A 13,380-nucleotide genomic window follows, 5' to 3' on the forward strand; every position below is an offset into this window, starting at 1 on the left:
TCCGGCGGAGTCGTGTTGACTCTTTTGTGAATATAGAACAAAAAGTGAACATTAGTTTTTTAGCGTGGAATGCTCTGAGAAGTTTCGTGTCATGCAGAAGCGCGCAGAACAGCTTGTCGTGGAGGAATTGCGAGAAAGGCTGGAGAGGATCACCCAAGGTCCTGCCAGACAGCAGGAGACTCTGCCCTTCAATATTCCTGCCATCGATGAGCGGCTTCCCGGTCAAGGCTTGAAGCTTGGCAGCTTGCATGAGGTGAGCGGTGGTGGAAACGGGGCCGTGGATGGTGCAGCATCAGCGCTCTTTTGTGCGGGCATCGCGGCCCGGTTAAAGGGCAAGATCCTGTGGTGTGTGACCCGTCCCGATCTCTTCATGCCAGCCCTCACGCAGGCAGGGCTTTCGCATAACCGGCTGATCATCGTCGAGTGTCGTGATGAAAAGGGCGTGCTGGACTGTTTTGAGGAAGGGCTGCGCTGCAACGGCTTTGGCGCCGTGATCGGTGAAGTGTCGAAGCTGCCGATGAACATGTCGCGGCGGCTGCAGCTGACGGCGGAAGCTTCCGGCGTGGCAGCCATTGCTCTTCGCCGCTGGCGCCATGTGAGTGGTGTTGGCGATTTCGGCCAACCAACCGCAGCCGTCACCCGGTGGCGCATTTCCATGCGTCCGTCCACACCGTTGCCGGTGCGCGGGGTAGGGCGATCCCGCTGGCTTGTGGAATTGCTGCGTGTCCGGGGCGGCGAACCTTTTGAACTGGAAGTGGAAGCCTGTGATGCAGAGGGTCGTCTCGCTATACCTGCCGACATGGCAGACGGATCGATACCGCAGGATGCTTGGGGACGCAGCGCCACCGGTTGAAACACCCGTGGTGATGATTGCGCGCCAGGGAAGCCGCCGGCTCGTGGCTGCTCTTAATAGCGCCGCGATGAAAGCGGGCTTGCGCCCTGGCATGCCAGCCAGCAAGGCGCAGGCCATTCTGCCGGGCCTTGTTGTCGAAGACTTGAAGCCGGAGGATGATGCAAAAGCCCTTGAGGATCTGGCCTTCTGGTTTTTGCGCATCTACGCCCCCATCGTTGCACCGGACGCGCCCGATGGGCTGGTGCTCGATACGACCGGAGCCGATCACCTGCATGGTAATGAAAGGCTGATGCTGACAGGCATGATCAATCGCCTGCATGCGCTGGGTTTTACGGCGCGTGCGGCAATCGCCGAAAGCTGGGGCGCTGCCCACGCGCTAGCCCGCTTCGGGCGCGAGGCCGTCACCATTTTACCTGAAGGTAGCGTGAGGGAGGCTCTCGCGCCGCTGCCGCTTGCCGCCTTGCGACTGGATGCCCATCTGGTCAATGAGCTGAAGGTCCTTGGCTTTCGCCGTATTGGAGAACTGGCAGCCGCGCCGCGCGCGCCGATCACCTTGCGGTTTGGCCCCGAAGTGGGGCGCAGGCTGGATCAGGCTCACGGTGTCCTGTCGGAACCGATAGAGCCAGTCCGCGTAGCAGAACTGGTGACGGTGCGGCGCTTCTTTCCCGAACCGATTGGTGCTGCAGAAACCATTGCAAAATACACTCGAAAGCTTGTGTCCGACCTCTGTCTGGATCTGGAGAAGCGGGGTTTAGGTGCGCGTCGCGTCGATCTGGTTTTCCATCGGGTGGACAGTGGAGTGCAGGCGATCCGGGCTGGAACCTCCAAACCTGCACGCGATAGCAAGCAATTGTCCCGCCTTCTGACTGACCGTATCGAGACGATCGATCCGGGTTTTGGTATCGAGAAGATGACGCTGACGGCAACCCATGCCGAGCCGCTTCTTGCCGGACAAGCACGTTCCATTCTTCTGGAAGAGGCAGGAGGCGATATTGGTGAGGCTGTCGATATCATCCTCAACCGTGGCCACAAGGTCTATCGCTATGCCGCCGTTCAAAGCGATGTACCGGAGCGCTCCGTTGAGAAAATTCCAGCCGAGGCTACGGATGCGCCCGGCTGGCCGGAACATTGGCCGCGACCGGTGAGGCTTCTGTTCAGGCCGGAGCCGATCCAGACAGTGGCACTGCTTCCCGATCATCCTCCCCGAAGCTTCACATGGCGCGGGGTGCGTCACATCGTCAAGCGGGCCGACGGGCCGGAGCGCGTCTTTGGCGAATGGTGGAAGCGCGATCGAGAACTCTCGGCGGTGCGCGATTATTTCCGCGTGGAAAATGAGAGCGGTGAGCGTTTCTGGATCTTCCGTTCCGGCGATGGCGAGCACACAGAGACTGGCACCTTGGACTGGTTCATGCATGGATTTTTCGCATGAGTGCGGGTGTTCGTTACGCCGAGCTGCAGGTGACCTCGCATTTTTCCTTTCTGCGTGGCGCCAGTTCCTGCGAGGAACTTTTCGCTCAGGCTAAAGCGCTCGGCATAGAGGCACTGGGCATTGTCGATCGCAACAGCCTCGCGGCCATTCCCCGGGCGCATAAAATCGCCGAGGAGCTTGGGCTTCGGCTGGTGGTCGGCTGCAGGCTGGATTTGGTGCAGGATGTCTCCGTGCTGGTCTATCCCACGAACAGAGAGGCCTATGGTCGGCTATGCCGTCTGCTGACATTCGGGAAGAAAGGCGGCAAGGCTGGCAAGTGCTCGCTCACATGGAGCGATCTGGTTGCCTATGGCGAAGGGCTGATCGTGGTTCTCCTGCCGGATGAGACGGATGAAGGCCTTTCCAGCCATCTGCGCCGGATAAAGACGGATTTCGGTCATCGCGCCTATGTGGCGATGAGCCTGCGCCGCCGGCCAAATGACGCGCTGCGTCTTTATGAACTGTCGCAGATGGCAGCGCGCGCCGGTGTGGCAACGGTCGTCACCAATGATGTTCTTTTTCATGAGCCCGGTCGTCGCATGTTGCAGGATGTCGTCACCTGCATTCGCCACAACTGCACGATCGACGATGCCGGCTTCAGGCGCGAGCGTCATGCGGATCGCTATCTGAAGCCGCCGGAGGAAATGTACCGGCTTTTTTCTGCCTATCCGGATGCGTTGGAAAACACACTGAAGATCGTGAAGAAGTGCCGGTTTTCCCTCTCGGAACTGGAATATCAATATCCGGACGAGCGACAAGTCCCGGGAATGACGGCACAGGAAGCGCTGGAAAAATTCGTATGGGACGAAGCGCCGAAGCGCTATCCCGATGGTGTGCCGGAGAAGGTGGAGCAGACGCTGCGGCACGAATTGGCCATCATCGCCAAAAAGAAATATGCCCCCTATTTCCTGACGGTCAATAAAATCGTCCGGCAAGCGCGTGAGATGAAAATCCTCTGTCAGGGACGGGGATCCGCGGCCAATTCGGCGGTCTGCTATGTTCTCGGCATCACGGCCATCGATCCGGATGAGAGCGACCTTCTGTTCGAACGCTTCGTCTCCGAGGACCGCGACGAGCCGCCGGATATCGATGTCGATTTCGAGCACCAGCGGCGCGAGGAGATCATTCAGTGGATTTACGATCATTACGGGTTCGATAAGGCGGCCCTCTGCTCCGTGGTCACTTGTTATCGCGGCAAGGGGGCCATTCGGGACGTGGGCAAGGTGCTTGGCCTTCCCGAAGACCTGACAAAGCTCATGTCCTCGCAGATCTGGTGGTGGACGGAAGGCACGGGCGAGAAGCATGCCAATGAATTGAACATCAATCTGGAGGATCGGCGCGTCAGGCTTGCCTTCGATCTCGCACGCCAATTGATCGGAACGCCCCGCCATTACAGCCAGCATCCCGGCGGTTTCGTTTTGACCCATGACCGGCTAGACGAACTCGTTCCCATTCTTCCAGCATCCATGAAGGACAGGCGGATCATCGAATGGGACAAGGACGATATCGAGATCGTCAAATTCATGAAGATGGATTGCCTGGCACTCGGCATGCTGTCCTGCATGCGAAGGGCTTTCGAAATGCTGACAGTGCGTAAAGGCTACGAGTTTGGCCTGACCAGCATCGATAGTGGAAACACAGCTACCTATGACATGATCTGCAAGGCCGACACGATCGGCACCTTCCAGATCGAAAGTAGGGCGCAGATGTCGATGTTGCCGAGGCTGAGACCGAGGGAGCTATACGATCTCGTCATTCAGGTCGCAATCGTGCGACCGGGTCCGATACAGGGCAATATGGTCCATCCCTATCTGAAGCGGCGTCAGGAAATAGCTGAGGGCAAGAAGATCGATTACGAGCATCCCACCCTTGAAAAGGTTCTTGAGAAGACGCTTGGCGTTCCGCTGTTTCAGGAACATGCCATGCGCATTGCCATCGACTGTGCCGGCTTTACCCCCAGTGAAGCGGATAAGCTGAGACGGGCGATGGCCACATTCAAAAATGTTGGGACTATCGCGAATTTCGAAAAACGGCTTATCGGAGGGCTTATTGAAAATGGCTTTAGCGAAGAGTTTGCCAAAAGACTCTTCGCTCAGATTCAAGGTTTCGGCAGCTATGGCTTTCCCGAAAGCCATGCAGCCTCCTTCGCCTTGATTGCCTATGCATCGGCATGGGTGAAGTGCCACCATCCTGATATCTTCTGTGCGGCGCTGTTGAACTCCCAGCCGATGGGATTTTACGCCCCTGCACAGCTTGTTCGCGATGCACGCGACCACGGCGTCGTGGTTCGGCCCGTCTGCGTCAATGCGAGCCGATGGGATTGCGTGCTGGAGGAGAAGGTCGGCCCGGAGCGCAACGCCGTGCGCCTTGGTATGCGGCTGGTGAAGGGGCTGTCCAACGAGCATGCGGGACATATCATAGCCTGCCGGCAGGAGCGGCCTTTCCAATCTATTGATGATTTATGGAGACGGGCAGGGGTGCCGGTTTCCGCGCTGGTCTGTCTTGCCGAGGCGGATGCCTTTCTTCCGTCCCTCGGTCTCTCGCGTCGTGAGGCACTGTGGGCGATCAAGGGCCTGCGCGATGAGCCCCTGCCGCTTTTCGCCGCTGCCGCTGCACGAGAGAACGCGTTGATCGAGGAGTTGCAGGAGCCGGAAGTCAACTTGCTACCCATGACCGCAGGCGGAGAGGTGGTGCAAGACTATGGTCATGTAGGCCTGACCCTGCGAGACCACCCCATGAGCTTCCTGCGTCGGGATCTCGCCCGACGTCGGATCGTAACATGCGCTGAGACGCTCAAGACGAATGACGGTCGCTGGCTGGAAGTGGCCGGTCTGGTGCTCGTGCGGCAGCGCCCCGGCTCGGCAAAGGGCGTTATCTTCATGACGCTCGAAGACGAGACCGGCATTGCCAATGCCGTCGTCTGGGTGAAGACCTTCGAGAAGTATCGCCGTGTCATCCTGTCGGCGGGGATGGTTGGGATTTACGGCAAGCTTCAGCGTGAAGGCGAGGTCGTCCACGTCGTTGCCCACCGTATCACCGATCTGTCGGATGTTTTGAGAAGTGTCGGCGAGAGGGATAAGCCGTTTCCGCTGCCGCATGGTCGCGGCGATGAGTTTCATCACGGGATACCGACGGCGCGTGACAGGCGCGGATTGCCGCCGAGATCAGCTCTTCAGGAGAGCGATGAAGATCACATCACCGTCAAGGGCCGCAACTTCCACTGAAATATAGCCACGCGTGTCACTCGCAAGCGGACTGACATTCTTGGGAGAGGTGATTCAGGTCAGAGCGGCGTTCTTGATCCGGTCTTTGCCGACTTCGATCACATGCCGCATGGCCTTCACAGCAGCGTTTTCATCTCGCGCTGCAATGGCGTGAACGATGCGCAAATGGTTGGCAGCAATCTCTGCGATGGTTGCGGGAGCAGAGGCTGGCGACGAGAGTTTGAAGGAGATGGCCAGTGCTGCCTCGATCAATCCGCTTGCCGAGCGCATGAACGGGTTGCCGGAAATGCTGGCGACGGCGAGGTGAAATTCCAGATCGACCTTGGCGATGCTCTCGGCCGTATGGTGGGTGTTATCGAACTTGGCTGCAATCGCGTAAAGGGAAACGATATCCTCGCTGGAGGCGTGCCGTGCCGCCGCGGCTGCCGCGGCAGGCTCCAGCGCCAGACGAATTTCGGCCAGATGCTCGATGAATTCTGGGTCGAGGCCCGCTTCGCAACGCCACCCCAGCACATCCGGGTCAAAGAAGTTCCAGCTCGACTTGTCGAGAACGCGTGTACCGACTTTTGCCTTGGCCTCCACCAGCCGCTTGGCGGCCAGCGTCTTCATCGTCTCTCTGAGAACGGTTCTCGAAACACCGAAGCGAAGCGAAAGTTCGGCATCGTTGGGAAGAAGGGAACCCTCCGGTATCCGGCCCGAAACAATGGCGCTGCCAAGTTCCGCCACGACGTGCGCATGGCTGTTGCGCCGCTTTCGTCCCGATATCGTGTTTTCCAGTAACCCCAACAACTATCTCCCTCGCTGCTGCTATGCCGGGTGAGCCGCCGCCATTCTTCTGTTTGAGTACCAGATGATTGTGCGTTGCAAAACGATGAATATGAACAGAAGTATGCCGATGACGATTTTCGTCCACCAGGATGACAGTGTTCCATCGAAAACGATATAGGTCTGAATGAGGCCCTGGATCATAAGACCGATGAAGGTGCCGGCGACGAGGCCTGTTCCGCCTGTCAAAAGCGTTCCGCCAATGACAACCGCCGCAATCGCATCCAGTTCGACACCCACAGTTGCCAGAGAATAACCGGACGAGGTGTAGAGCGTGTAGACGATGCCCGCGAGGCCGGAAAGAAAACCGGAGAGTGCGTAGATGCCAACGGTAGTTTTGGCGACGGGAACGCCCATCAGTTCTGCCGATTGCTGGTTTCCACCAAGCGCGTAGACATTGGCGCCGAAGCGTGTGCGTGCCGCAACCAGCATGCCAACCGCGAAGACGACGAGCATGACGATGGCAAGCGCCGTCAACCGACCGCCGCCGGGCACGCGAATGTAGAAGCCTTGGATCGCGTCGATGACCGGATGGGAGATCGGAACGGAATCGGTCGACATGAGATAGGCGGCACCGCGAGCCAGAAACATGCCCGCGAGGGTGACCACGAAGGGCGGGATTGCGAGAAAGCGGATCATCGCACCCATGAGGCTGCCAAAAATCGTCGCGATAACGAGCACTGCTGCAAAGGCAATGAGCGGATGAACACCATATCCGTTGACGAGCACGGCAACGAAGACGCTGGCAAAAGCAATGACCGAGCCAATGGACAGATCGATCCCGCCAGACAGGATCACGAATGTCATGCCGACAGCCGCAATGCCGAGAAACGCATTATCTGTCAGAAGATTGCCGATGACCCTTGTGCTGAGAATGCCGGGGTACTGGGATACGCACAGAGCATAGGCAATGATGAAGATCGCCAGCGTGGTGAAAAAGGGAAGGTTGCGGGTGTGGATCATCGCGCGGCTTCTCCTTTGTTTGCGGTGGGTGCCGGTGCCGCCGGGCTTGGTTTCTTTGGCGTCTTGGCAAAGCCCAGAAGCGTGACGAGTGCCGGCGATTGAAGCGTCAGAACCACGATGATGATGCCTGCCTTGATGATCAGGTTGAATTCCGGAGGGAAGCCCGAGACGAGAATACCGGTATTGATCGTCTGAATGATCAGCGCGCCGATGAGCGAAGCAGTGATGGAGAAGCGTCCGCCGTTCAGGGACGTGCCACCGATGACGACCGCCAGGATTGCATCGAGTTCCAGCCAGAGCCCGGCATTGTTGGCATCTGCACCGCGAATATCCGCGGTCACGATCATACCGGCGATTGCTGCACAAAGCCCCGAAATCGCGTAGACGAAGAACAGCAGGAAGCGGGCGCGAACACCGGCAAGTGCTGCCGCACGGCGATTGATGCCGGTTGCTTCGATCAGGAAGCCGAGCGCGGATTTGCGCACCAGAAGACCGATGAGAACGGCACTCGCCACCCAGATGACAACGGGGAGCGGAACGCCTGCAAAGGAGCCAGAACCGATGGCGGCGAAGCTGTCATTGTTGAAGGTCAAGATGACGCCTTCGGTGATCAGCTGTGCAATGCCGCGGCCGGCAACCATGAGGATGAGGGTGGCGATGATCGGCTGGATATCCAGCACGGCAACAAGGATGCCGTTCCATATGCCGCAGGCGATGCCGACTGCCAATGAGACGGCAATCACCACCGGAATGGAATGCCCGGCGCTGATCAGCGTGGCTGCAACCGCACCGCAAATGGCGATGACCGCGCCAATCGAAAGATCGATACCTTTGGTGGCGATGACGAGCGTCATGCCGATCGTCAAAAGTGCGACGGGCGCAGCGCGCACCAGAATATCGATAAGGCTGCCGTAGAGGCGTCCATTCTGCATCGAGACATTCAGGAAGCCAGGTGAAATCACCGTAATGGCAGCAAGAATGATGAACAGCGCGATGAACTGCGGGGCCAGTCTCTTCAACTTCAATGTCACGCTCTTCATCACGCGGCCTCCGTGCGGGCGGAGGTCGCAATCGCCTTCATGATGTTTTCGGCAGTCACGTCGGATCCCTTGAGTTCTTCAACATGGCGACGGTCCGACAGGACGATGACGCGATGGGCGACCGCCGTCAGTTCTTCCAGCTCCGAGGAAATGACGACGAGCGACATGCCCTCCTGACAGAGCTTCTCGATCATCTTGAGGATTTCGGCGTGGGCACCAATATCGATACCGCGCGTCGGCTCGTCGAGAATGAGAAGGCGAGGCTCGGTCGCCAGCCAGCGGGCGAGGATTGCTTTCTGCTGATTGCCACCGGAGAGAAACTTGATCGGCCGTTCACGATCGGCGGGTCGGATATCGAGCGACTTGATGAAGTCATCGGCAAGCGCTGCCTTTTGACGCTTGGAGATCGGTCGCATCCAGCCCTGGCGGGCTTGCAGGGCAAGCGCGATATTATCGGCGACGGAAAAATCGCCGATAATGCCGTCGGTCTTGCGCTCTTCAGGACAGAAGCCAAAACCCTGTTCAATGGCCGCTTCCGGGGATTGGATGGACACCTGCTTGCCATCAATGGTCGCCGTTCCGCTCTCCGGCTTGTCGATGCCGAAGAGAAGGAAGGCGGTTTCGCTGCGGCCAGAACCGAGGAGCCCTGCAATGCCAACCACTTCTCCCGGACGAATATCAAGATCGAAGGGTTCGACGCTGCCGCGCTTGCCGTAGCCTTGAAAACGGATGGCGGGTGCACCTTCGACCGCATCATTGTCGGAGGGCTGGCGATTATGCGTGACATTTTGCAATTCGCGGCCAAGCATCATGGAAATGAGCTCGCCTCTCGGAAGCTCCGAAATGGTGCGCGTGCCTACCAGCTTGCCATTGCGCAGAACCGTGACGCGGTCGGCAATGTCGTAAACCTGGTTGAGGAAGTGCGTGATGATGACGATGCCAAGGCCTTCGGCGCGCAACTGTCTCAACACCGTGAAGAGCATCTCGACTTCATGCGTATCGAGACTGGCCGTCGGCTCATCGAGGACGAGGACCTTGCCGGAGAGATCGACAGCGCGCGCAATGGCAATGATCTGCCGGATGGCGACGGAATAGCTGGAGAGAAGGGCATCGACGTCGATGTTCAGGCCGTAACGGCCAAGCAACTTCTTTGCCTCGTCGCGCATAGTGCGCTTGTCGATGAGGCCGAAGCGGCGCGGCTGTCGGCCGAGAAAGAGATTTTCGGCAACGGTCAGGTTTTCCAGGAGATTGACCTCCTGGTAGACGGTGCCAATGCCAAGAGCCTGGGCTTCACCGACATCGGTGGGGAAAATCTCGTCGCCATTGAGGCGCACTGTTCCCTTATCGCGGGTGTAAACGCCGGTCAGGATTTTGATGAGCGTGGATTTGCCGGCACCATTTTCGCCAAGCAGCGCGTGGACTTCGCCCGCGCGCAAGGTGAAATCGACATTGTCGAGAGCGGTTATGCCGAGGAAGGACTTACCGATGGCACGTGCTTCCAGAAGGGACGTTTGTTCGGACATTCTGAAGCATTCCATTGAAGAAAAAGCGTGAATGGAAACGGTGCCGGAGCACCGTTCCGATCGCCAGTTCCGATTTTAGGCAGCAAAGAGCAAGCGGGCACCCTGCAATGCGCAAGAACGGAAGCGTTAGAGCATCTGGGGTGAAGCGGGCTTCACCCCCAAGCTGGGCTTAGTAGCCGAGGTCTTTCTTGGCTTCGTAGACCTTCATCGGATCGTCAGACGCCGTGTAGAGCTTGGATTCCGTCTGGATCCACTTCTTCGGCTCTTTCTTGTCCTTCAGGTAGGCTTCAAGTGCATCGAAGGCAGGGCCAGCCATGTTCGGCGTCAGTTCGACGGTCGCGTTCGCTTCACCGGCAGCCATGGCCTTGAAGATATCCGGAACAGCGTCGATGGAGACAACCTTGATATCGGTGCCGGGCTTCAGACCGGCTTCCTTGATGGCCTGGATCGCGCCGACAGCCATGTCGTCATTGTGGGCGTAGACGGCGCAGATGTTCTTGCCGCCATTTTCAGCCTTGATGAAGCTTTCCATGACTTCCTTACCCTTGGTGCGGGTGAAGTCACCGGTCTGCGAGCGGGTGATCTTGATGTTCTTGTGCGAAGCGATAGCTTCTTCGAAGCCCTTCTTGCGGTTGATGGCAGGCGAAGAACCGGTCGTGCCTTGAAGCTCGACGACGTTACAGTCCTTCGAACCGACATCCTTCACCAACCAGTCACCGGCAACCTTGCCTTCGTGAACCTGATCGGAAGTCACAGCGGTCAGGTAGAGGTTGTCTGGTGCTTCGATCTGACGGTCTAGAAGAATAACAGGAATGTTTTCTTCCTTGGCTTCTTTCAGAACGGCATCCCAGCCCGTGGCCACGACAGGTGCAATCAGAATGGCGTCAACGCCCTGCGCGATGAAGCCACGAACGGCCTTGATCTGGTTTTCCTGCTTCTGCTGCGCGTCGGCGAACTTGAGATTGACGCCACGCTTTTCGGCTTGCTGCTTGGTGACGGTTGTTTCCGCAGCGCGCCAGCCCGATTCCGAACCGATCTGCGAGAAGCCGACGGTGAGTGACTTTGCGGATACGCCGGATGCAAGGCATACGGAAAGAGCGACGGTAACCGCCGCGAGTGCTTTTTTCATCTTTAATCCTCCCAGAGATGATGTCGGCTGACGAAGCGATATCAGCATATAGTAATATCTTTGGAAAGAGATTTTTTGCTTAAAATCGTCATCGAGGGCAAAATGGAACAGGTCATTCCAAATAATGTCATTTAGATTCAATGAGATAAATTAGTAATATTTTTTCTCAGCGTCTGCCGTGCCTGCCCGCATGTTCCTTGACAATTGCGTGGATGCCGAAATAGTAATACGAATACAAAGAACAATCTGCGGCATTGACCGCGTTCCTCACTTGCCCCAGATCAGGCAGGGGAAGAAAAAGATTGAGGCGGGAGGAATCGTGCGAGTCGTCAGCGAGAGTTTGGGCGCAGTGGAAGGTTTGGGCCGATGTCCGCCTTGCCAGATGTCGTCGTCTCCGCTACGCGTTTGCGTGGTCCCATTGTCGACGCTTCACCATGAATTCGTCGCACTCCCGTTGACCTACCCGTTCGCCACTTCCGGCTGGAGACCACTATCATGACAGACTCGAAGAATTTGACCGCCCCGCAAGGCAAGCTGCGCTCACGCGCGTGGTTCGACAATCCCGCAAATGCCGACATGACGGCGCTCTATCTCGAGCGTTACATGAATTTCGGTCTGAGCCAGGCTGAATTGCAGTCGGATCGCCCGATCATTGGTATCGCGCAGACGGGTTCCGACCTTTCGCCTTGCAACCGCCACCATCTGGAACTGGCGAACCGCCTTCGTGAAGGTATCCGCGAAGCGGGCGGCATTGCCATCGAATTTCCTGTTCATCCTATCCAGGAAACCGGCAAGCGCCCGACCGCCGGTCTCGACCGTAACCTTGCCTATCTCGGCCTCGTCGAAGTACTTTATGGCTATCCGCTCGATGGTGTCGTTCTGACGATCGGCTGCGACAAGACAACGCCTGCCTGTCTCATGGCGGCGGCCACCGTGAACATTCCATCCATCGCCCTTTCCGTCGGCCCGATGCTGAACGGCTGGTTCCGTGGCGAGCGCACCGGTTCGGGCACCATCGTCTGGAAGGCTCGTGAACTTCTGGCGAAGGGCGAGATCGATTATCAGGGCTTCGTCAAGCTCGTTGCTTCCTCCGCGCCATCGACCGGCTATTGCAACACCATGGGCACGGCGACCACGATGAACTCGCTCGCCGAAGCGCTCGGCATGCAGCTTCCGGGTTCTGCCGCGATCCCCGCGCCTTATCGCGATCGCCAGGAGATTTCGTACCTCACCGGTCTTCGTATCGTCGAGATGGTGAAGGAAGACCTGAAGCCGTCCGATATCATGACCAAGGATGCCTTCATCAACGCCATCCGTGTCAACTCGGCAATCGGCGGTTCCACCAATGCGCCGATCCATTTGAACGGTCTTGCACGCCACGTCGGCGTCGAACTGACCGTCGATGACTGGCAGACCTATGGCGAAGAAGTTCCGCTGCTCGTCAACCTGCAGCCAGCCGGCGAATATCTCGGCGAAGACTATTACCACGCCGGTGGTGTTCCGGCCGTCGTCAACCAGTTGATGGAGCAGGGCCTCATCATGGAAGACGCCCTGACCGTCAACGGCAAGACGATTGGCGAAAACTGCCGTGGCGCAATCATCGAAGACGAAAAGGTCATCCGTCCTTACGACCGTCCGTTGAAGGAGCGTGCAGGTTTCCGCGTTCTGCGTGGCAACCTCTTCTCTTCCGCCATCATGAAGACCAGCGTTATCAGCCCGGAATTCCGCGAGCGTTATCTCTCCAACCCGAACGATCCCGAGGCTTTCGAAGGCCGTGCGGTCGTATTCGACGGTCCGGAAGATTATCACCACCGCATCGACGACCCGTCGCTCGGTATCGACGCGCAGACGGTTCTCTTCATGCGCGGCGCGGGCCCGATCGGCTATCCCGGTGCAGCTGAAGTCGTCAACATGCGTGCTCCCGACTACCTGCTGAAGGAAGGCGTCAACTCGTTGCCTTGCATCGGCGACGGCCGTCAGTCCGGTACCTCGGGCAGCCCGTCGATCCTCAATGCCTCGCCGGAAGCGGCAGCAGGTGGCGGTCTTGCCATTCTTCAGACCGGCGACCGCGTTCGTATCGATGTGGGCAGAGGCACGGCCGACATCCTGATTTCGCCGGAAGAGCTGGCAAAGCGCTATGAGGCGCTGAATTCTCAGGGTGGCTACAAGTACCCTGATCACCAGACGCCTTGGCAGGAAATCCAGCGCGGCATCGTCGGCCAGATGGAAACGGGCGCAGTTCTTGAACCAGCCGTAAAGTATCAGCGCATCGCCCAGACCAAGGGTCTCCCGCGCGATAACCACTAACTTGGTTTGCTGACGTGCCGGAGTAGTCCGGCACGTCATTTCCTCGCC

General features: G+C 58.2%; 9 protein-coding genes. 4 read left to right on the forward strand and 5 right to left on the reverse strand.

The window, feature by feature from the left end:
* Positions 1-91 precede the first annotated feature (91 nt).
* From QE435_RS07350 to QE435_RS07360, 3 genes are read left to right on the forward strand one after another with little or no spacing between them, the layout of a single operon-like run.
* Entirely contained in the window at positions 92-853 is a 762-nt protein-coding gene (locus tag QE435_RS07350) for an ImuA family protein (RefSeq protein WP_349040793.1), read from the forward strand.
* Positions 768-2,282 (forward strand): DUF6504 family protein, encoded by a 1,515-nt coding sequence (locus QE435_RS07355; RefSeq protein WP_349040794.1) that lies wholly within the window; start codon positions 768-770, stop codon positions 2,280-2,282. The genes QE435_RS07350 and QE435_RS07355 overlap by 86 nt, the downstream gene beginning before the upstream one ends.
* The gene (locus tag QE435_RS07360; protein WP_349040795.1) at positions 2,279-5,545 is read left to right on the forward strand and encodes an error-prone DNA polymerase; all 3,267 of its coding nucleotides are present in this window, start codon (positions 2,279-2,281) and stop codon (positions 5,543-5,545) included. The genes QE435_RS07355 and QE435_RS07360 overlap by 4 nt, the downstream gene beginning before the upstream one ends.
* Positions 5,546-5,599: 54 nt before the next feature.
* Here QE435_RS07360 and QE435_RS07365 read toward each other — a convergent pair whose 3' ends face one another.
* The 5 genes from QE435_RS07365 to ytfQ all read right to left on the reverse strand — a co-directional run bounded on the left by QE435_RS07365 (position 5,600) and on the right by ytfQ (position 11,025).
* Positions 5,600-6,331, reverse strand: coding sequence for a FadR/GntR family transcriptional regulator (locus QE435_RS07365; RefSeq protein WP_306928169.1), 732 nt, complete (start codon positions 6,329-6,331; stop codon positions 5,600-5,602).
* A 21-nt stretch (positions 6,332-6,352) separates the two neighbouring features.
* On the reverse strand, positions 6,353-7,333 hold the full coding sequence (gene yjfF / locus QE435_RS07370; protein ID WP_306928167.1) for a galactofuranose ABC transporter, permease protein YjfF: 981 nt from the start codon (positions 7,331-7,333) through the stop codon (positions 6,353-6,355).
* Positions 7,330-8,373 carry an ABC transporter permease gene (locus QE435_RS07375; protein WP_309770214.1) on the reverse strand — a complete coding sequence of 348 codons (1,044 nt, stop codon included), beginning with the start codon at positions 8,371-8,373 and terminating at the stop codon, positions 7,330-7,332. Before QE435_RS07375 ends, yjfF begins: the two co-directional genes overlap by 4 nt.
* Complete coding sequence (locus tag QE435_RS07380) at positions 8,373-9,896, reverse strand: sugar ABC transporter ATP-binding protein (protein WP_349040796.1); 1,524 nt, start codon at positions 9,894-9,896, stop codon at positions 8,373-8,375. The genes QE435_RS07375 and QE435_RS07380 overlap by 1 nt, the downstream gene beginning before the upstream one ends.
* 169 nt (positions 9,897-10,065) lie before the next feature.
* Positions 10,066-11,025 (reverse strand): galactofuranose ABC transporter, galactofuranose-binding protein YtfQ, encoded by a 960-nt coding sequence (gene ytfQ, locus QE435_RS07385; RefSeq protein WP_306928161.1) that lies wholly within the window; start codon positions 11,023-11,025, stop codon positions 10,066-10,068.
* A 495-nt stretch (positions 11,026-11,520) separates the two neighbouring features.
* On the opposite strand from ytfQ, the gene QE435_RS07390 reads away from it, so the two are divergent.
* A complete protein-coding gene (locus QE435_RS07390; protein ID WP_349040797.1) occupies positions 11,521-13,332 on the forward strand; it encodes an IlvD/Edd family dehydratase in 1,812 nt (603 codons plus the stop codon).
* Positions 13,333-13,380: the final 48 nt, after the last annotated feature.

It is taken from the genome of Agrobacterium sp. SORGH_AS 787, assembly GCF_030819035.1.
GTDB lineage: Bacteria > Pseudomonadota > Alphaproteobacteria > Rhizobiales > Rhizobiaceae > Agrobacterium > Agrobacterium larrymoorei_B.